The 20,444-nt window shown below is 39.0% G+C and carries 16 protein-coding genes and 1 rRNA gene; 8 read left to right on the forward strand and 9 right to left on the reverse strand.

The features are described from left to right. Positions 1-97: 97 nt before the first annotated feature. Both rrf and argA read left to right on the forward strand, forming a co-directional pair. Positions 98-212: ribosomal RNA gene (gene rrf / locus DPX34_RS20755) — 5S ribosomal RNA — on the forward strand. A gap of 378 nt (positions 213-590) precedes the next feature. Continuing rightward, positions 591-1,940, forward strand: a complete 1,350-nt coding sequence (argA, locus tag DPX34_RS20760; RefSeq protein WP_111980339.1) for an amino-acid N-acetyltransferase — start codon at positions 591-593, stop codon at positions 1,938-1,940. Here the strand turns inward: argA and modC are convergent. The 4 genes from modC to DPX34_RS20780 all read right to left on the reverse strand — a co-directional run bounded on the left by modC (position 1,937) and on the right by DPX34_RS20780 (position 5,460). Next, positions 1,937-3,019: a molybdenum ABC transporter ATP-binding protein gene (gene modC / locus DPX34_RS20765; protein WP_111980340.1), complete on the reverse strand. Its 1,083-nt coding sequence runs from the start codon at positions 3,017-3,019 to the stop codon at positions 1,937-1,939. The genes argA and modC overlap by 4 nt on opposite strands. Before the next feature lie 6 nt (positions 3,020-3,025). After that, positions 3,026-3,727 carry a molybdate ABC transporter permease subunit gene (gene modB, locus DPX34_RS20770; RefSeq protein WP_111980341.1) on the reverse strand — a complete coding sequence of 234 codons (702 nt, stop codon included), beginning with the start codon at positions 3,725-3,727 and terminating at the stop codon, positions 3,026-3,028. Then, positions 3,724-4,461, reverse strand: coding sequence for a molybdate ABC transporter substrate-binding protein (modA, locus tag DPX34_RS20775; RefSeq protein ID WP_198673775.1), 738 nt, complete (start codon positions 4,459-4,461; stop codon positions 3,724-3,726). Before modA ends, modB begins: the two co-directional genes overlap by 4 nt. A 120-nt stretch (positions 4,462-4,581) precedes the next feature. After that, the gene (locus DPX34_RS20780) at positions 4,582-5,460 is read right to left on the reverse strand and encodes a mechanosensitive ion channel family protein (RefSeq protein ID WP_111980342.1); all 879 of its coding nucleotides are present in this window, start codon (positions 5,458-5,460) and stop codon (positions 4,582-4,584) included. Positions 5,461-5,611: 151 nt separating this feature from the next. On the opposite strand from DPX34_RS20780, the gene DPX34_RS20785 reads away from it, so the two are divergent. Next, positions 5,612-5,965 (forward strand): cyclic nucleotide-binding domain-containing protein, encoded by a 354-nt coding sequence (locus DPX34_RS20785; protein WP_111980343.1) that lies wholly within the window; start codon positions 5,612-5,614, stop codon positions 5,963-5,965. A 45-nt stretch (positions 5,966-6,010) separates the two neighbouring features. Here the strand turns inward: DPX34_RS20785 and DPX34_RS20790 are convergent, their stop codons facing one another. Together DPX34_RS20790 and DPX34_RS20795 are read right to left on the reverse strand one after the other, a co-directional pair. Then, the gene (locus DPX34_RS20790; protein WP_111980344.1) at positions 6,011-8,704 is read right to left on the reverse strand and encodes a response regulator; all 2,694 of its coding nucleotides are present in this window, start codon (positions 8,702-8,704) and stop codon (positions 6,011-6,013) included. Next, complete coding sequence (locus tag DPX34_RS20795; RefSeq protein ID WP_111980345.1) at positions 8,704-11,097, reverse strand: TonB-dependent receptor; 2,394 nt, start codon at positions 11,095-11,097, stop codon at positions 8,704-8,706. The genes DPX34_RS20790 and DPX34_RS20795 overlap by 1 nt, the downstream gene beginning before the upstream one ends. A 424-nt stretch (positions 11,098-11,521) precedes the next feature. Between DPX34_RS20795 and DPX34_RS20800 the strand changes: the two genes are divergently transcribed. Continuing rightward, complete coding sequence (locus DPX34_RS20800; RefSeq protein WP_111980346.1) at positions 11,522-12,184, forward strand: hypothetical protein; 663 nt, start codon at positions 11,522-11,524, stop codon at positions 12,182-12,184. Positions 12,185-12,365: 181 nt separating this feature from the next. On the opposite strand, the gene DPX34_RS20805 is transcribed toward DPX34_RS20800, so the two are convergent. The 3 genes from DPX34_RS20805 to rpmE form a co-directional block, all read right to left on the reverse strand. Beyond that, positions 12,366-13,607: a malic enzyme-like NAD(P)-binding protein gene (locus DPX34_RS20805; RefSeq protein ID WP_111980347.1), complete on the reverse strand. Its 1,242-nt coding sequence runs from the start codon at positions 13,605-13,607 to the stop codon at positions 12,366-12,368. A gap of 176 nt (positions 13,608-13,783) precedes the next feature. Further along, complete coding sequence (locus DPX34_RS20810; RefSeq protein ID WP_111980348.1) at positions 13,784-14,575, reverse strand: thermonuclease family protein; 792 nt, start codon at positions 14,573-14,575, stop codon at positions 13,784-13,786. Between the two features lie 413 nt (positions 14,576-14,988). After that, positions 14,989-15,204 (reverse strand): 50S ribosomal protein L31, encoded by a 216-nt coding sequence (rpmE, locus tag DPX34_RS20815; RefSeq protein WP_111980349.1) that lies wholly within the window; start codon positions 15,202-15,204, stop codon positions 14,989-14,991. Between the two features lie 267 nt (positions 15,205-15,471). Between rpmE and priA the strand changes: the two genes are divergently transcribed. The 4 genes from priA (at position 15,472) to hslU (ending at position 20,339) form a co-directional block, all read left to right on the forward strand. Next, positions 15,472-17,670 (forward strand): primosomal protein N', encoded by a 2,199-nt coding sequence (gene priA, locus DPX34_RS20820; RefSeq protein WP_111980350.1) that lies wholly within the window; start codon positions 15,472-15,474, stop codon positions 17,668-17,670. Between the two features lie 119 nt (positions 17,671-17,789). Next, positions 17,790-18,341: an SPOR domain-containing protein gene (locus tag DPX34_RS20825; protein ID WP_111980351.1), complete on the forward strand. Its 552-nt coding sequence runs from the start codon at positions 17,790-17,792 to the stop codon at positions 18,339-18,341. Between the two features lie 110 nt (positions 18,342-18,451). Next, a complete protein-coding gene (hslV, locus tag DPX34_RS20830) occupies positions 18,452-18,970 on the forward strand; it encodes an ATP-dependent protease subunit HslV (RefSeq protein ID WP_111980354.1) in 519 nt (172 codons plus the stop codon). Between the two features lie 40 nt (positions 18,971-19,010). Further along, complete coding sequence (gene hslU, locus DPX34_RS20835; protein ID WP_111980352.1) at positions 19,011-20,339, forward strand: ATP-dependent protease ATPase subunit HslU; 1,329 nt, start codon at positions 19,011-19,013, stop codon at positions 20,337-20,339. Positions 20,340-20,444 lie beyond the last annotated feature (105 nt).

Raw genomic sequence — 20,444 nt, forward strand, 5'->3', positions numbered from 1 at the left:
TACAACGCCAATGTGGCTTTGGATAATTTGAGTGTTTTGTTTTTAGCTAAAGATTTGATGAATATTTACTTTTTTGTTTTTGATTGACGATTTTACGCCTGACGGCAATAGCATTGTGGCCCCACCTGAACCCATCTCGAACTCAGTAGTGAAACACAATAGCGGCGATGGTAGTGTGGGAGTTCCCATGTGAGAGTAGCACACTGTCAGGCACTTATTAAGATGAAGCCCAGTTTATGACTGGGCTTTGTTGTATCTGGCGTTTGGTTTTTTTTGGTTTAGTGGATTAAGCCACGGGTTGCAAATTAGCTCGCTTGAATGCCTACCGACACACTGACTCATGATATCCGTTATCACGCTTTTCCTTCCTGATTGCTACCTTCTCTTTTTGATCCCAATCTATTTTCTTAATATTAAGCTCCGACTCTATATAGGGGATAGGGCTTATAAAGTTTAAATAATTATTTCAGCATTTATTTAATCACAGGCATAATTGAAAGATTATTATTATTTAGTTATCTACTCGTCGTTAATCTATCGAGTTAGTTTAACTGAATATCTGAAGTTTAAATTTAATACTGGATCGTATTGTGAATGAACGCTCTAATGAATTAGTCGAAGGTTTCCGCCAGTCGGCTCCATACGTTAATGCCCATCGCGGTAAGACATTTGTGATTATGCTTGCTGGCGAAGCGGTTCAACAAGCGAGCTTTCGCGATATTATTAATGACATTGCTTTGCTGAATAGTTTAGGCATTAAAATTGTGCTGGTTTATGGTGCGCGTCCACAAATTAATCATCAATTAGACAAAATTGGTCATCAAGTTGAATATTATCAAAATGTTCGAGTGACCGATGATGAATCGTTTTCTGTTATAAAACAAGTGGCAGGAAGCTTGCAACTGGATATTACGGCTAGGCTTTCAATGAGCTTGTCAAATACGCCAATGCACAATGCTCAAATCAATGTGGTCAGCGGTAACTTCATTATTGCTCAACCACTAGGTGTGGTTGATGGTGTTGATTATTGTCACAGTGGTCGTATCAGGCGTATTGATGTTAACGGGATTGAAAGACAGCTTAATCATAACGGTATTGTTTTGATCGGCCCTGTAGCTGTTTCTATTACCGGTGAAAGTTTTAATTTAACAACAGAAGAAATCGCTAGCCAAGTCGCGATAAAGCTCAAAGCTGATAAGTTAATTGGCTTTACAACAACGGATGGCATTTTGGGCGTTGATGGTGAAGTGATCCCTGAGCTGTTACCTTCACAAGCTGAAAAATTTCTATCGACAATAACCGAAGACACGCCTAATGAAAATTTTGCTCTGCGTACGTTTTTAAGAGCCGGAATCGCCTCTTGTAAAGCGGGGGTTAGCCGATGCCATTTAGTGAGCAGCACGATTAATGGTTCATTATTGCAAGAACTGTTTTCACGCGATGGTATTGGTACACAAATCGCGATGGAGCCTTCTGAGCAGCTACGCTTTGCAAATATTAATGACATTGGTGGTATCTTAAATTTAATACGGCCTTTGGAGCAGCAAGGCGTGTTGGTTCGACGTTCACGTGAGCAACTTGAAATGGAAGTTAATCAATTTGTTGTTATTGAAAGAGATGGCTTAGTGATTGGTTGTGCCGCATTTTATCCTTTTGAAGATGAAAATGTTGCCGAATTTGCTTGCTTAGCTGTACACCCTGAATATCGAGATGCTGATAGAGGGAGTTTATTGCTTAAGTACATAATTTCAACGGCTCGTAAACTCAAATATAAAACCTTATTTGCTCTAACGACAACGAGTATCCACTGGTTTCTTGAGCATGGATTTGAATTTAGAGACGTGTCAGATTTACCTGAAAAAAAACAACAATTGTATAATTACCAGCGTAAATCTAAAGTTTTAGCGATCGACTTGAATGCTTCATTTATTCCTCGTTAATTAACTACAGCTGCGGATTTTATTTGCGCCCATACTGTTGAGCCTTTATTTAGGCTAAGCGTATTTATCGATTTATTTGAGATCCGGGCTATGAGCTGCCCTGGGTCTATCTCGAGCTGAACCAAAGACATCGACACATCTTTTTGATCGGCTACAATATCGGATATAACAGCGGGTAGCTTATTGGTTATGCTTGAATCTTGGTGTTGAGATAACGCAATGCTGACATCACGCGCTAAGATCCGTAGGCGTACTGTCTTATTTAATGCTTCGCCGTTATCTCTAAACCAAAATTTATTATTAGCTAAGTTAATCGCGGCTAAATGCCACGTACTATCTTTCTCTACTATTTTACCTTCAATAATCGCCCCGGTTTTTTCACCTATATCAAGTGGCGAATCAATTTTTGAAAGCACTTCAAGTAGACCTCCTTGGGCGATAACATGGCCATTTTCAAGGGCTACGATATGATCGGCTAACCTCGCGACTTCATCTATCGAGTGACTGACGTAAAGGATAGGAATATCAAAATGTAAATTAAGCTGCTCCAAATAAGGCATGATTTCGGTTTTACGTTTGTGATCAAGTGAAGCTAGCGGCTCATCCATTAATAATAATTGTGGCTGTATAAGCAATGCACGAGCAATAGCTACTCGTTGTCTTTCGCCACCGGATAGGTGTTGAGGATGGCGATTGAGGATATTTTCAATCCCCATAATGGCTAAAATTTTGTCATAAGTGTCTTGGCTTGTCTTAGCCGGGGCTCTTTTTATCGCGTAGTCTAAATTTTCTTGTGCTGTCAAATGCGGAAACAGACTGGCTTCTTGAAACACATAGCCAAATGGTCGTTTATGAGTGGGTAAAAATAAGTTAGCATTTTGCCATTCTTGATTATTTATCTTAAACATGCCTTGCTGTGCTTTTTCTAAACCGGCAATGCAGCGTAGTAATGTTGTTTTTCCTGAGCCTGATTGGCCCCATATAGCGGTGATCCCCCTAGCCGGGAGCTTAACATCTACATTTAAGGTGAAATGTTTTTGGCTCGTTTTAAAACGAACAATAATGTCTTGCTGTTGCATTATGTTTTAGCCTTGTCTCTCGTTTGATATGTTCATTGAGACTTGTTTGCGTTGGAGTGTATATATGCTCAGCAAGGCAAAAAATGAAAAAAGTACCATAATGGCAGAAAGATAATGTGCTTGAGCGTATTCAAGTGCCTCAACATGATCATAAATTTGGACCGAAATGACACGGGTTTCATTTGGAATATTCCCGCCTATCATTAAGACAATCCCAAACTCGCCAACCGTGTGCGCAAAGCCTAAAACAGCCGCCGTCATAAAACCCGGTTTGGCTATGGGTAAAACTACACTAAAAAAACGATCAAATGGACTTGCTCGTAAAGTAGCTGCAACTTCTAACGGTCGCTTCCCTATTGCTTCAATTGCATTTTGAATGGGCTGAACTACAAAGGGCAATGAGTAGAATACGGATGCAATCACTAATCCCCAAAAGGTGAAAGGTAATATACCAAGTCCTAAACTTTGGGTTAACTGGCCTATATAACCATTGGGGCCCATCGCGATTAATAAGTAAAAACCAATGACTGTCGGTGGCAGTATAAGCGGCATTGCGACGAGTGCACTAATAAAGCCTTTCCAGCTAGAGTGAGTACGTGCTAACCACCAAGCAATGGGTGTCCCTATGATTAATAAAATTAGGGTCACGGTACTGGCTAAACGTAATGTTAACCCTATAGCATCAAAATCGTCATTTGATAAATTCATTGGTGCGACTCCGAAAGTGATATGTTTTGTGGCTGATGGTAACCGTAAGATTCGATGATTGCAGTCACTTTATCGGATCGTATAAAGGCTAAAAAATCGAGAGCAGCTTGGTTGTTTTGGCCTCGACTTAATAATGCAGCATCTTGTAAAATAGGGCGATACAGTTGTTTAGGGATAATAAACACAGAGTGTGGTGTATTTTGTCTTTGTTGCATCACTTGGGATAAAGCCACAAAACCGACTTCAGCGTTACCGCTACTAATAAACTGATAAGTTTGCGCAATATTTTCACCTTGAACCCATTTTTTTGCGCTTGCTGTCGATAAATTTAAGCTATTGATAACGTCTAATGCCGCTTGGCCGTATGGTGCTATTTTAGGGTTGGCGAGTGCTAACTTATCGAACTTATTATTGGTTAATATTGCTAAATTAACCGGCTGAAATTGTGTGTTGTTCGACCATAAAGCAAGAGTGCCAATTGCATAGGTGAATCGAGTACCGGTAACGATTAAGTGTTCGTTTTCTAAAGTTTGAATTTTATGTTGGTCAGCGGATAAAAAAACATCAAAAGGAGCCCCGTTTTTTATTTGCGCATAAAATTTGCCTGAAGACCCATAGGCTGTTGAAATATGATGGCCGTTCTCTTTTTTAAATTCACGAATAATGTGTTTCATCGGCGCGATAAAATTAGACGCAACAGCCACCTTTACGGTTTGCCCATGAGCCAATGGCAAAACCAAATAACCTAGCAAGAAAATAAAAAGATGAGGTAAGGTCAAGTAATATTATCTCTTTAACTTTATACGTATATGAACGACGTTGTTTAATTATTTTAACCTATTAGGGTGAATTATTTATTGTTTAATTAAATGTACTTCACGTTGTGGGAAAGGTATCGAAATATTAGCTTCTTTAAGTGTTAAATAAATCGCTTCATACGCTTGGTACTTTGACGCAAATAAATTCTCTGTTGGTGTCCATAATCTTATTTCAATATTAATTGACGAGTCAGCAAATTCCCCAATCCCGATTTGAGGTGTGCGTTTTTCACTTGCGATCCCTAAGTCATTAATCGACTTTTCGATTAACTTAACCACATCCAGCGGATTATGACGGTAAGCAATACCGACAGATAATTCGAGCAGTGAATCGTTTTTCGAGTTATGTAGCACTTCTCCAACAATATGTTTATTTGGAATCGTAATGTCGACATTGTCTTCATCTTGTAAAATAGTATAAGCCAACAACACTTCTTTAACGACTCCCGTCACGCCTTGTACGGTAATCGTGTCACCAACGACGAAAGGTCTAATTAATATAATATTAAAGCCGGCCGCATAGTTAGCAAGTAAGCCTTGTAATGCTAAGCCTGCCCCCAAAGACACTGCACCAATTGCTGCAATAATAGGCGTGATACTAATGCCTAATTTACCAAGCGAAATGACAATGACTAAACCAACTAACACCATTTTTGCCGTATTTGATAAAAAGTGGCTCAAGGTGACATCTAGTTTCTGCCGTAAACAGAGTGCAAGCACAAAGCGGCCGACCTTATTTGACAGTGCGTAACCAATAAAAAAGATAATAATCGCGCCAATAAGCTGAAAGCTATAATTAGCAAAAAACTCGATAATAATTTCGTAAAGTTTATTTATTTGACTTATCTCATCGTGGAGTAAATTTGTTGGTGCCAACACATTGGTGATATCAGCGCTTTTTACATCATTGGCCATTTATATATTCCTGCTTTTTTTAACTAAGTCACAGTGTAGCGATTTAATTAGTTAAATTCATTGCGTTAACGCATAAACTCGACTTAAAGGCTTTTGTTTTTAGACATATATGCTTAAAATTGCCGCAATGTTAGTAAAGAAGTGAAGTTAGATGGAAAACATAATTGAGTTAAGGAAAGGGCAGACCTTATTTATCGAAGGTGAAAAAGGCCGTCAAATGTTCGTGATTAGTAGTGGTGAAATAGCCTTAACGAAAGAAAAAAATGGTGTTGTGGTTGATGTTGCCACATTACACAGTGGTGAGTTCTTAGGTGAGATGGCATTATTAACTGACGATGTTCGCTCTTGTACTGCGGTTGCCAAAACCGATGTGAGTTTATTGGCTTATAATGAAGAAAAATTTAGAAACTTAATTAAAGACAACAATGGCATTGCATTGCGTTTAATTGAAGGCTTAGCTCAACGTTTAAAAAACACCACACAAAAGTTAATGGAAAAAGTCTAAGTATTATTTCAAGTGCAATCAAGATGTGTATTGTTGTAAAACACTTTATTCTATTTTATTTGTAAGCAAGGCTTGCAACGTTTGTATTACTTTGTCTATCTCTATCGGTTTACATAAATGAGCATTCATACCTGATTCTAAGTAAATCGTTACGTCTTGCGCCATTACGTTAGCCGTTAAAGCGACTATGGGGAGTTCAGTCAGCTGCAGCTCATTTCTAATCTGCTTAGTTGCTGTAATACCGTCCATAACCGGCATTTGTATATCCATTAAAATAACATCCCAATGGTTATTGTTTTGCACTGCCTTAATGCACTCAAGACCATTATTAACCAGCGTAACATGAGCGCCCTGCTGTTTTAATATTTCTTGAATGATTTGTTGGTTTATTTCATTGTCTTCAGCAACTAATACAGCAAGATTTTGCAAAGGTTTTTGATGTTGAGTGAGTGGTGTTTCTGCACCCTCTACAGCCTGAGATATGGCATCAAAAATGATATGATCGGGGCAGGGTTTTTGAAGAATGCGGTAAATCAATTGACGTTCTGTATCCGTATTAATAATGTCTCGGCTGTAAGCACTTAAGACAATTACAGGGGGGATGTTGTTTAAATTCAATTGCTTCATTTTTTGTAAAAACTCGTGACCGCCCATTTTGGGCATTGTCCAATCGAGTATAATTAAATTATAACGATTTGAGTCATCAAAATAAATCAAAGCTTGCTCTGCACTTGATACGCAGGTAACGTTTGCTCCCATATTACTCAATTGAAAATGAATAATTTCCAATGCAATAGGGTTGTCGTCAATAGCTAAAATATTGATATTATTTGGCAATTGCAGATTGTTACTGCTAGAGGTGATAACATTATTGTTGAGCTGCAAATTCATGCTGGCAGTAAAGCAGCTTCCTTCATCTATTACACTTTCAACTGCAATATTACCTTGCATAATATGACATAGCTTTTGACTAATACTTAAACCGAGGCCTGTACCGCCATATTGCCGTGTTGTTGTTGTATCTGCTTGGGTAAAAGCATCAAATAGGCTTTCTAATTTATCGGGTTTTATACCAATGCCCGTATCTTCAACCGAAAAATGATATGTATATAAACGATTATTATTTTCATTTTCGGTGGTTATTCTCACGGCTGAAATGCGCACAGTAACAGAACCTTTATTGGTAAATTTGATCGCATTTGAGCACAAGTTAATAAGCACTTGATTAACTCTTACACAATCACCAATCAGGTCACAAAATAACCCCTCTTCAAGTTCAAAATACAGTGCTATTTTTTTGCTTTCAGCGAGGTTGCCTAAAGTGGCTTTAATGCTGTCAATGATGGAATAAATTGAAAAAGGATGATGTTCGAGTGTTAATTTACCCGATTCTATTTTAGAAAAATCTAAAATATCATTGATCACGGTTGTTAAATGACTCGCAGAAATTTGAATTTTACTTAAATAATCATCTTGCTGAGGCGTGAGCTGAGTTTGCCGACAAAGATTTGCCATACCAATAACGCCATTCATAGGCGTGCGTATTTCATGACTCATATTGGCTAAAAAGTTAGCTTTAGCCTCAACTGCCGCATTGGCTTTTACCACCGCATCTTCGAGCGCCGTGTTTTGTTCTTTTAATTTATCCTTTTGATTGCCTAATAAATGTAAAGCTTCACTTAAACGTTCAGTTTGCTCATCTACTAATTCTTGTAAATACAATTGTCGCGTCGTCATTGAGTAGGCTAAATACGTTAAAATTAAAGTAATAAAACTGCCACAAGCCACAAGCACCTTGATGATTGTACTGGTAACCGGCTTTACATCTCCTTGGGTGATTAAGTGCAGTTGCCATTTTTTATCGACAAAATCTATATCGTATTCAAAGGTTAAATTTTCCGCACTATTGTGCTTAACGTGTTGTTTTGCTTTATCTGCAATTACAAGCTGGTCATCAGGATAGAGGTAATGGTTATTTTTATGGTCTACCAATATGTAAGTAAAGGGATTGATATTGTTACTATAGGTTGTATTGATAAATGAGCTTGAAATAAAGTTAGATGATAAAACTAAACCAGAGACATCGGGCTTGATGACAGGGATAAAGATCAAAAAAATCGGTGATTTATCGGCTGGGGGAGGGGCTAAGGTTATCTCGCTGACCGTTGCGGTGGTTCTGTTTAAAGCATATTTAAATTGCTTCATAATGGGAGAATGTGCACCTATGTTTCGGCCCAAAAAATGAGGTGTGCTTTTTTCAGGAAAGGTATAGATCACCGCATTAATCATTTCAATATTTGAATCCAAAGGTTCAACGACTTTATTTTTGTAATTGAAAAAATGAAAGTTTTTAAATAAGGGCTCAGGGTTTGTTCGAATTTTATCTTGGTAGTCATCTTTTAAGCGATAAGGTATTTTAGCCAACCAAGTTACGCGTCGGTCGTTAGGAAAGTCTTCATATACCAGTGTAATTAAATCATTGAATTCACTATAAGAAACCCATTTGGCACTGGCGAACATATTACCGACAGAGCTAATTTGCAAATAGCGACGTTTTAATTCAGCTTCAATATCGATGGCTTGTGCATTCGCTCTGTTTTCAATATTCTGGCGTGCACGTTCATATTCACTTTTTGCGACCGTTTGGTATAAATAAAATGTCAGCGCACTGCCACATAAAAAAACGAGAATAGCGTATCCCCATGCTTTTATGATTAAATTTTTGGGCGTATTAAGCATTAGAAAATCAAATTAAAGTTCACGCCCAAAGTCATTGGATCGGCTTGGTTGCATAAACGTATTGTTTCGGTGTTGGTGCCGGGTATCGCGTTGCGTTCATTACAATATTGCTCATTCGTTACGTTTTTGCTCCATACCGCGACTCTGTATTGTGATTCGGATCCAAATTCAAGCTGGGCATTTAGATTGAATAACCCGACCGAGCCTTCGCTAAAATTATAATACCATGCATCTGAATTACGACCTTGGATTTGGTGTGGATGAGCTGCGATATAATGATAGTTTGCATTTAACGTTACGTCTCCCCAAGCACTTGTTAAATAATGTTTAATGCCTAAATTATAAGTGAATTTTGGGGCGTTTGTTAATTCATTACCATTTTTAACTTGGCTGGTAAAAGAGGCTAAATTAGCGTCAGGTACGCCTTGTGTGTTTATTTTATCGTTGGTGATTTCGCTGTGTAAGGTGCTCACGTTTGCATAAAGTAAGGTGTTATTTAGCACTGCCCATGTGGTATCAATTTCTATACCTTGTGATTTAGCTTCCGGTACATTAACTAAAGTGGCAAATAATTGGTTTGGTGCGCCAGGGTTTGAAACCATAAAATATTGATAATCTTGCCATTGGTTAAAAAACAAAGCCGCATTTATCCGTAATTTTTGCTGTAGCCAATCACTTTTAATCCCAAATTCGAGAGTGGTTAATTTTTCTGGTGTGACTACTTTATCTAACAAGCTGCTAAATGTTGCGGTGGTCGGGTTAGAATTAACCGATCCCATTTTGTATCCTCTCGATAAACTACTATAAGCCATAATCGCTTGAGAATATTGATAATTAAAACCTAACTTTCCACCCCATTCATTAAATTGCTTATTAATGCTTTTTGCGGCCGGCACGCCGTTGTTGGCTTGTATAAACCTTGTCATGGTATCAAAACCGGCATAGTCACGATAAATATCAAAATTATCATTACCTAAGCTATACCAGCCTAATGTTCCAAGTGGGAAGGGTTGGTTTGGGTCATCCATCATCATACCGGTTGCATTTACCGTTGGGGATAATGATTGTCGGCTCCATCGGTAGCCCGCATTAATATTTATTTTATGCGAATATTGATAGTCGGCCTGTGCATAAATAGAATACGTTTTTATATTTTGCTCAAGCCAAGCACCGCGATCGAACAAAGGGCCTAACCCAGCATCTTGGATCGCATCATCCGGTCGACCTTGACCGACCGGATCAATATAGGCAGCTTGCAACAAATCACCTTGTTCTGATGAATATAATGCGCCGGCAAGCCAGTTCAGCTTTTGTGATTTATTGGATATTAATTGAAATTCTTGCGTTGTGTGTTCGGTATTCGTGCTGTTATAAGTAATTAATGCCCATACACCCGCGGGTGTGCTTTGCGCACCCCAATCATCCATTCTTTTTGATTCAACTTCGTCATATGTGGATATAGAGATCAGATCAAATAAAGGAAATTCATAGGTCAATTTTAATGTGATCCCCGATGTGTCTATATCATTAACGGGGTTAATTAAAGCACTATTGATTGAAAAAATATCGTGTTGAGCCAGATCAATTCGCTCTTGGTTTTGTGCGGGTAACATGACTTTACGCACCGCCGTGATTTGATTTTGTTCCCCGGCATGTATATTTAAATGTGCTTTAAATGCTGAATTAAATTGGTGCAATAACTGCAATCGAATGCCTTGTGTATCGAGATCATTAAATTCCGTGTTATTCGTTGATTCTGCAGAGCGCGTAAAACCATCTCGTTGTTGCTTAAAAGCGGATACACGAAAGGCGGTATTTTTATTAATTGTTTTACCAAAAGCACCTTCTAATTGTTTATAAGCATAATTACCTAAACCCAAACGTACATAATTATCGTCGGGTGTATCTAATGAGGGTTGCACGCTATGAAAAACCATGGCTCCGCCACTGGTATTTTTGCCTAATAGCGTATTTTGTGGGCCTTTAAGCACTTCCACCCGTTGAATATCAAATAACGAAAACTTAGCCGCCATTGGGTTGGTTATAGCCACGTCATCAAGGTAAATGCCGACGGCAGAAATAGATGATAAATTAATATCATCCATCCCTACACCGCGGATGAAGTAATTGGGCATGCCTCCTGCCGCATTAGTCGCATTAACATTGGCGGAGAATTGCGTTATTTGATCGGTTTCGGTCAATTGAAAGGTTTGCAAAAATTGGGCATCAAAAGCATTAATAGCGATAGGCACTTCTTGAAGTGATTGCACGCGCTTTTGTGCCGTCACTTCAATTCTTTCTATCGTGCCAACATCGTCTTGAGCTTGTGCCTGAAGTGGCAGAAATAAAGCGGTTAAGCATAATGAGCTATTCACCAATTGTTTTTTTTGCATTAAATGTTCCTTTGTGTGCCCTGACAAAATACGGGGTCACTCATTACACCGGGTGTTTAATTTCAAACATATTATAAATTTAGTTCAATTTTATGTTTTGTGTGTGAAATCATTAGGATGTGTAGATCTATTCACACGTTATTTAGTTCTAAATAGCATGATGAATATGCATAACAATAATATGGCTAAATTAGGCGGAAAATCCTAGGCGAACTTTCTGACATAAATTACAAGGATAAATAACAGAGGTAAGTGGACAGCGTGCGAGATAAAAAGACAGCAAACAAAAACTCATAAACCTCATCCGCTTTAAAATAGCTTAGAATAAGTCATATCCTAAGTTGTATACCCAGTGACTTCAAGTGAACTCGCATCTTGAGGTGACTTGGGTCTATATGAATGTGTTTATTTTTAGGAATACATAATGTCTGTATCGTTATTATTTAATATTCGCCAAGCGTTTAAGCAAAATTGGTTGCCAGCCTTTTTTTTACAAGGCTTTGCTTTGTCGTTAGCCTATTGCTTTTATTATGTGCCGAGCGCTCTGTTTGTATTCAATTATATTGCGGCGGCTAAACAAGAGGCTGGCATTTATTTTGCCATCGCTTCGACTGCGCTATTTGGTGGTTTTATCCCCTGCTTATATTTATGGTTGACGCATAAGATAAAGCAACAAATTGTGTTTCAGTTTGTTTTCTATATTGTTGTTTGGGCTATATTAGGCGCGTTAGTTGACATTTTTTATCAACAACAAAGTCTTTGGTTCGGAGACGCCGTTGATATGCAAACGATCGCTAAAAAAGCGGCTGTCGATCAGTTTATCTTTAGTGCCTTATTAACGTGCCCTTGTTTAACCGTGGCGTATTTATGGAAAGATTGTCATTTTAATTGGCAACAGACACGGACTTTTATTAATCGAAAGCTCTTTGTAGAGAAGATACCTACTACGGTGATCACTAATTGGCTTATTTGGTTTCCTGCGGTTGCGATTATTTATAGTATGCCTGCTAACATTCAAATCCCGTTATTTAATTTAGTGTTGTGCTTTTTTGTTTTATTGCTTTCGATGTTGAAACGAGATGATTAAAACTAAAATATTATTATTTAAAGACGTTAAGGCAAGTGTATTTAAGGTTTATCTTGCCGAATCATCGCAATAAAAATAGAGCTAATATCAAAAAAGTCAGGCTTACTGTTTGCTCAGTAAGCCTGACTATTATTAATGATGTTATTATCGGTTGAATTAACAGCGATACAGTAATTAACGTTTACAACATGTAATTTTCGGGCAAATCAATCAGGCTTACCCCCGTTTCAACAGCGGCTTCGGCTACCGCTCTCGCTACACGTTTAAGTAAACGTGGATCCATTGGTTTTGGAATTATATATTCACGGCCAAACTCAAGGTGACTTGAACCACTGGCTTTTAAAACCGATTCTGGCACGGGTTCTTTGGTGATTTCTCTGATGGCATGCACAGCGGCTACTTTCATTTCGTCGTTGATCAAGCTAGCTCTAACATCTAACGCCCCCCTAAAAATAAAGGGAAAACATAAAACGTTATTAACTTGGTTTGGATAATCTGATCGGCCTGTTGCCATGATCAAATCGTCTCTTACGGCATGTGCGAGTTCGGGTTTAATTTCAGGATCCGGGTTTGAACAAGCAAAAACAATTGGATTATCGCCCATCAACTTCAAGGCTTCTGGTGGCAATACATCAGGGCCGGATACACCAACAAATACATCTGCGCCTTCTAAGGCATCTTCTAACGTTCGACGGTCAGTATTGTTGGCAAAGCATTTCTTATGTTCGGTTAAATCTTCTCGACGAGTATGGATAACGCCTTTGCGATCGAGCATATAAATACGTTCGCGTTGCGCTCCACATTTAATTAATAATTCCATACATGCAACGGCTGCCGCCCCTGCACCCATGCACACTATGATCACTTCATTAATATTTTTGCCTTGAATTTCGAGTGCATTCAACATGCCAGCTGCGGTTACAATGGCGGTACCATGTTGATCATCATGAAATACCGGTATTTTACAGCGCTTAATTAATTCTTGTTCAATTTCAAAACATTCGGGCGCTTTAATATCTTCTAAATTGATGCCGCCAAAGGTGTCAGCAATATTGGCTACCGTATTAATGAACTCTTCAGTAGTACGATGTTTTACTTCGATATCAATGGCATCTAAGTTAGCAAAGCGCTTGAACAATAATGCTTTACCTTCCATGACGGGTTTTGATGCTAATGAACCTAAATTACCTAACCCCAGAACCGCTGTTCCGTTTGATATAACCGCAACTAAATTACCTTTGGCGGTGTAATTGTAGGCTTCATCTGGGTTGGCCGCGATTTCACGGCAAGGTTCTGCGACACCAGGGCTATAAGCTAAAGCTAAGTCTGCTGCACTTTCTGCTGATTTTGTTATTTCAATACTGATTTTACCCGGCGTTGGTTTTGCATGGTAATCAAGCGCTTTTTGTCTGAAGTCTGTCATTGTTAATTCCTGTATAGCTTGGCTTTCTATCGAATCTTCGTTGAATCCATAGGTCAGCGCTGAGTAACGACTTTGTACTTTTAATTAGGTTTCGATAATGTCGAATAAGGTACAAGATGCGAGTGTTAAATTTATATCTGAACTTATAGCGTATTTATAATTCTAGCAAGTGTTTGTTATTTTTCAGCTTTTTCGTTATTTAATTCGCTAGGTAAAATCATTTGCCAAGGGTGAGTTAATGAAATTCGCCAATGGCTAGCTTTAAAGTAAGGTTTGCCTTTAATGACCATTTTATAATTAATTAGATTTTTATCTATTTTAACGCCTTTGAGTTTTTTTAAATCATCAGGTTCTAGGCCCACATAAAGCAACTTATTTAAAACAATCCAGGTTGTGCCACTATCATCTGACCATACGTTGGTGACCGTATCGTAATATTCACGGTATTTTTTTGAGTTTAAATTACCGATTCTTACCGGAGTTGGCTGCCATTTTTTATGCCCCCAAATATGACGCTGATGATTCCGCGCTATATTTTCGTGTTGGCGGTAGCATGGCCAAAATTTATCGTTGGCACCATAAACTTGATGTGTTGCATAACCTTGCTCTAATAACGCGGCTTGAATATTCACGCCTTTGTCAGTATATGCATGCGCTAACATGCGGTTGTATACATCGAGTAATTCTTTGTCGTAACGCAATTGAATAATGTTACTGGGGCCAATTAATTTTTGTAAGTAATCTTTAGCTGATAGCGCAAAGGGTTCAGATTTTGGTAAATTTTTATGGTTTATCTCTGGTGTATCAATACCGATAAACCGGATCAAATTACCATCTTTTAAACGAACGGTATCGCCATCGATTACACTGGCTATTTGCTCGGTTTGTTCAAAAAATGCCGAGGCGCACTTATTGGCCAATGAGGTTGTTGAAAAAAAACAAAGAATAAATAAAAGAGTTAACCGCATGTGCTTATTTTGATCCGCATAGACGTTGCTTAATGAAGGTTTAGTGTAGCGGTGAAAGCCATAATATTAAATAGATAACCGAGCTTATTAACTGTCGATTTAATTTAGTGATGATAACGGTATGAATATAGTCTTCTCGCTCAGGTTTTATGGTTCATTGTCAGCGCTTACTCGCCCCAATCACATAGTAGAGCATATACTCATGGCGTCTCGAAGCTTGCCTGCATGGATGCAGGTAAGGGGCGAGAGCAGGACGCGGTAGCTTTGACGGCTTTGCTTACATGGATGTAAGTACTTATGTTTCGTCTGGAACGAGAAACCTGCCCCTAAAACCCGATCGCTTTGACTATAAAATAAGAGGACTATAAACTAAAAAAGCGCCCAAAGGCGCTTTTTTAATGGCAATCAGGCAATTATTTTTTGCTTGATAATGCACCGAAACGCTTCTTGAAGCGATCAACACGGCCACCAGTATCAACAACACGTTGCTTACCAGTATAGAATGGGTGACATTCTGAACATACGTCTAAGTATAAATCTTTACCAACAGTTGAACGAGTGTTGATAACGCTGCCACATGAACAAGTTGCAGTGATTTCTTTATATTCTGGGTGGATTCCAGCTTTCATAGGGATTACCTCTTTGGGCCACATCGCTAAATGGTCGTTAATTGACCAAACACCATGTGAAAATTAATTAAAATAATTCGAATTTAATAGATTCTTGTTTACACAATACCTATAAATAAGGCCGCGCATAGTAAGGGATCAGCCTTGTATGTTCAAGCTAAATTGTTCATAAACGCAGCAATTATCGTCAAATAGCCTGTTTTTTCTTGTTAAATAGTTGAGAGTATAGATAGCGATGATCATCATTGCCTTGGTATCATAAGCATTATGCAAAATAGATTTGCACGTATCGTGCTCAATGTGCCTATTCGGCGCTACTTTGATTATATTATTCCCGACGCTTTTGTACATTCTTTAGCGGTGGGTATGCGTGTGCGTGTGCCCTTTGGGCGCAATGATAAAATGGGCATGGTATTGGGCCTTTCAAGCACAACAGAATGGCAAGAGAGTAAACTTAAAACGATATCCGCCGTTTTAGATGATGAGCCATTATTTGATGCGGTTTCGATCCATATGTGTGAATGGTTATGTCGTTACTATTTATGTCCGCCTGGCGAAGCATTTATTAATTTACTGCCCAAAAAATTAAAAGCGGGCGAACTTGCGGTTATTCCAACGGAGCCTTTATGGTTTATTTGTGATAACACAACGGCAAAGATCGCTGAAAAAGCTAAAAAGCAATTAGATCTGTATGCGCTATTGCGACTCAACCCCTTAACCACTAAAGCTATTTTGGCTGCAGGCTTTACGCGTGGCGTATTAAATAGTTTGCGCGATAATTTGGTTATTGAGCAACGTGAAGTTGACGCGCCGTTAATCAATAAGCAAGTTAATTGTACTGATTCTCCCCACGAGTTGCTAACCGAGCAGCAAGCGGCTGTTGACGCTATTATTGCGGCAAACGGCTCCTTTTCACCTATTTTATTACAAGGTGTGACGGGCAGTGGTAAAACCGAAGTGTATATTCAAGCAATGGCCGAGGTGCTACAGCAACAAAAACAAGTGCTTGTATTGGTGCCTGAAATTGGTTTAACACCCCAAACATTGCAACGTTTTATTGAACGTTTTGATTGTGAAATTGCTGTTTTACATTCTGAATTAAATGACACCGAACGTCATTTAGCGTGGTTGAAAGCTAAAACGGGCCAAGCTCGTATTGTTATTGGGACGCGTTCAGCCGTACTGGTACCTTTGACTGATTTAGGCCTGATAATTTTAGATGAAGAGCATGACTTGTCTTTTAAGCAACAAGACTCTTTGCGTTATAACGCGCGTGATGTCGCAGTTAAACGAGCGCATTTACAAGCGGTTCCTATTGTTCTCGGTACGGCAACGCCTTCTTTAGAAACCTATCACAATGCGCGCTCAGGCAAGTATCAACACCTTTATTTAAAGCAACGTGTTAAATTGGCGAAACCGCCAACGCCCATTGTATTAGATATTAAAGATCAACCGATGCAAGTTGGGCTCGCGCCTCGAGTGGTTGATCTTATTGCGCAGCATTTAAATCTGGGTAACCAAGTTTTAATTTTTCTAAATCGGCGTGGTTATGCTCCTGCCTTAATGTGTCATGAATGTGGTTGGATCTATCACTGTCAGCGTTGTGAAACGCACTTTACTTATCATCGTTCTACTGGGTTAGCGCAATGCCATCATTGTGGTGATGCTGTGGCGGTGCCAAGGCAATGTTTTTATTGTGGCTCAACACAAATTATCGATTGGGGCGTCGGCACTGAAAAATTAGAGGAATGGTTGGGCGAGCGTTTTCCTGATACGCCACCTTTACGGGTTGACCGTGACAACATTCGACGAAAAGGTGAGCTTGAACAAAAATTAAAAGAAGTAAAAGAAGGTAAGCACCAGTTACTGATTGGCACGCAGATGTTGGCTAAAGGCCATCATTTTCCTGATTTAACGTTAACGGTTGTTGTTAATTTAGACAGTGCGTTATTTAGTGCCGATTTTCGTGCACTCGAACGGATGTCGCAGTTACTGATTCAAGTTGCTGGGCGAGCCGGCCGTGGAGAGAAAAAAGGCCAAGTTGTATTACAAAGTCATCATCCAACCCACGAAATCATTTCGTTGTTAACAACACGCGATTATGATGCGGTGTTGCAATATTTATTGCACGAACGCCAAGCAATGCTGCTGCCGCCTTTTCAGCACTGGGTTGTCTTACGTATTGATGCCCATCAAAGTGGTTTGGTTGTTGAGTTTTGCCGCCAAGTTGCTGAGTTGATCCGCCCATATCTTGCGTCGCATTATACCGATGTGCAAATGATCCCGGCGTTTCCGGCTGCCCAAGAAAAAAGGGCCGGCAAATACCGTTATTTAATGGTGTTTGAATCTAAACAGCGTAATCAACTAAATGCCATGATGTTACAGTTATGCCAGTTAATCGAAAAACAAAAAGGGATGAGTCAGGTACGTTGGATTATCGATGTTGATCCACAAGAAGTGACTTAAACGCTTTGATCGCACGTTAATACCTGAATTTTATAAAAATAAAACCGCAGGCTAGTTTAATTTTGTCATAAGACGGTATACAGTCTTGTTATAACGAATATGAGTTAATTAATTGTTGTATGGCTCCCAGAGATTATAAAAATCGCGGTCGCGCGCAGGCTAAAAAGCCTAATACGAAAAAACCTGAGCCTAAAAAAAGCTCAGCAAAACTTATCTTTGTCCTTATTTTGACGGTGGCACTGGTTGGTGGATTTGCTTATTTACTATGGTCAATTAATGGAGCTGCACCTGAACCTGTTGAGTCTATAAAAACAGAAAAGCCTAAAGTGCAAAAACCGTTGCCTAAAAAGCCTGTTGAGCAGTGGCAATATATTGAAGAATTGAAAGAGAAAGAAGTTAAAGTTGATGTGCCCGAAAAAGCCATTTCAACTAAGCAATATCAAATGCAGTGTGCATCATTTAGACAAGCTCAACCGGCTGATGCACTGCGAGCTCGCGTTATCTTTTTAGGTATTAATGCACAAGTTAAAGTAACAGATAGCAGTAATGGTAAAAAGTGGCATCGAGTGGTTTTAGGGCCTTATAAAACCAAGCGTGATGCCGAGCGTGATAAACATCGCTTACAAGATAATAAAATCAACGGCTGTAAAATTTGGTTGTGGAATTGGTAATTTAATTTACACACCTTGAAAAAATTAAAAAAACGCCCATAAAGAACTAATAGCATTTCTTTATGGGCGTTTTTTGTTTTATACGCTCTTCATTTCAAGGATTTAATAACGTGACTACCATAGTATCAGCGCGCCGAAACGGCAAAGTCACCATGGGTGGCGATGGTCAAGTTTCACTTGGCAATACAGTAATGAAAGGCAACGCTCGCAAGGTGCGTCGCTTATATAACAATCAAGTAATTGCCGGTTTTGCCGGTGGCACAGCCGATGCTTTTACGTTATTTGAACGCTTCGAAAGTAAATTAGAACAACACCAAGGTCACTTATTGCGTGCAGCGGTTGAATTAGCTAAAGATTGGCGCACTGATCGCATGTTACGTAAATTAGAAGCGTTATTGGCGGTTGCAGATAAAGAGTCGTCGTTAATTATTACGGGAAATGGTGATGTGATCCAACCTGAAAATGATTTAATTGCCATTGGTTCGGGTGGCCCTTTTGCGCAAGCAGCGGCAACGGCTCTATTAGATAATACCGAATTGAGTGCAACTGATATCGTTGAAAAAAGTTTAACTATTGCCGGTAATATTTGTGTCTTTACTAACACAAACCAAACGATTGAAGAATTATAAATTAAGCCTAATTTAACAAAACGAATTTTAAGAGAAAATTATGTCTGAGATGACTCCAAGAGAGATTGTTCACGAATTAAATAATCATATTATCGGCCAAAACTCAGCTAAAAAAGCCGTATCTATTGCTTTGCGAAATCGCTGGCGTCGTATGCAATTAAATGAAGAATTACGCCAAGAAGTGACGCCTAAAAATATTTTAATGATCGGCCCAACAGGGGTTGGTAAAACTGAAATAGCACGTCGTTTGGCTAAACTCGCTAACGCGCCTTTTATAAAAGTGGAAGCAACTAAATTCACCGAAGTGGGTTATGTGGGTAAAGAAGTCGAAACTATTATTCGTGACTTAGCTGACATCGCGGTTAAATTAACCCGCGAACAAGAAATGAAAAAAGTTAAGCACCGTGCAGAAGAAGCCGCAGAAGAGCGGGTGTTAGATGCGTTATTACCGCGACCACAAAATTCGTTTGGCGAGACTGAAAAAGTTGATGATTCAAATACCCGTCAAATATTCCGTAAAAAATTACGTGAAGGTCAGCTAGACGATAAAGAAATTGAAATTGATGTTGCTGCGCCACAAGTGGGTGTTGAGATCATGGCGCCTCCTGGGATGGAAGACATGACTAATCAATTACAAAGTATGTTTCAAAATATGTCGGGTAAAGAAACAAAATCGCGTAAGTTAAAAGTTAAAGATGCGTTCAAATTATTAATAGAAGAAGAAGCACAGCGTTTAGTTAACCCTGAAGATTTAAAAGAAGCGGCGATTTATGCTGTAGAGCAAAATGGTATCGTGTTTATTGATGAAATTGACAAAATTTGTAAACGTGGTGATACCTCTGGCCCCGATGTGTCTCGTGAAGGCGTGCAACGTGATTTACTGCCATTAATTGAAGGGAGTACAGTCACGACTAAACACGGCATGGTTAAAACTGATCATATTTTGTTTATTGCCTCTGGTGCTTTCCAAATGGCTAAACCATCAGACTTGATCCCTGAATTACAGGGGCGGTTACCTATTCGAGTTGAATTACAGGCATTAAGTGCAGACGATTTTATTCGTATTTTAACTGAACCTAATGCGTCGCTCACTGAGCAATATATTGCATTAATGGCGACAGAAGGCGTAACCATTGAATTTTCACAAGATGGGATAGAGCGCATTGCAAATGCGGCTTGGCAAGTCAATGAGCGAACAGAAAACATTGGTGCTCGTCGTTTACATACGGTGATGGAAAGGTTAATGGAAGAGATTTCGTATGATGCATCTGAACGTAATGGCGAATCAATATTAATTGATGCTGCGTACGTAAACCAATATTTAGATGAATTGGTTGAAGATGAAGATTTAAGCCGATTTGTTTTATAAACTGGCTCTGAGCCATACTTAATCAATAATCCCGCTTGAAGCGGGATTTTTTTTGCCTGCGATTAAGTGTCGCTGCGCGGCTGATAAGCTGTTTAAATTAAAATA

The organism is Algibacillus agarilyticus, from assembly GCF_003286125.1.
Lineage (GTDB): Bacteria > Pseudomonadota > Gammaproteobacteria > Enterobacterales > Alteromonadaceae > Algibacillus > Algibacillus agarilyticus.

Coding starts and splice junctions, on each gene's coding strand:
- DPX34_RS20785 (WP_111980343.1), top strand. CDS start 5,612: ATGGAAAACATAATTGAGTTAAGGAAAGGGCAGACCTTATTTATCGAA.
- modC (WP_111980340.1), bottom strand. CDS start 3,019: ATGCAACAGCAAGACATTATTGTTCGTTTTAAAACGAGCCAAAAACAT.
- hslU (WP_111980352.1), top strand. CDS start 19,011: ATGTCTGAGATGACTCCAAGAGAGATTGTTCACGAATTAAATAATCAT.
- rpmE (WP_111980349.1), bottom strand. CDS start 15,204: ATGAAAGCTGGAATCCACCCAGAATATAAAGAAATCACTGCAACTTGT.
- DPX34_RS20790 (WP_111980344.1), bottom strand. CDS start 8,704: ATGCTTAATACGCCCAAAAATTTAATCATAAAAGCATGGGGATACGCT.
- DPX34_RS20800 (WP_111980346.1), top strand. CDS start 11,522: ATGTCTGTATCGTTATTATTTAATATTCGCCAAGCGTTTAAGCAAAAT.
- priA (WP_111980350.1), top strand. CDS start 15,472: ATGCAAAATAGATTTGCACGTATCGTGCTCAATGTGCCTATTCGGCGC.
- DPX34_RS20825 (WP_111980351.1), top strand. CDS start 17,790: ATGGCTCCCAGAGATTATAAAAATCGCGGTCGCGCGCAGGCTAAAAAG.
- DPX34_RS20805 (WP_111980347.1), bottom strand. CDS start 13,607: ATGACAGACTTCAGACAAAAAGCGCTTGATTACCATGCAAAACCAACG.
- DPX34_RS20810 (WP_111980348.1), bottom strand. CDS start 14,575: ATGCGGTTAACTCTTTTATTTATTCTTTGTTTTTTTTCAACAACCTCA.
- DPX34_RS20780 (WP_111980342.1), bottom strand. CDS start 5,460: ATGGCCAATGATGTAAAAAGCGCTGATATCACCAATGTGTTGGCACCA.
- DPX34_RS20795 (WP_111980345.1), bottom strand. CDS start 11,097: ATGCAAAAAAAACAATTGGTGAATAGCTCATTATGCTTAACCGCTTTA.
- modB (WP_111980341.1), bottom strand. CDS start 3,727: ATGAATTTATCAAATGACGATTTTGATGCTATAGGGTTAACATTACGT.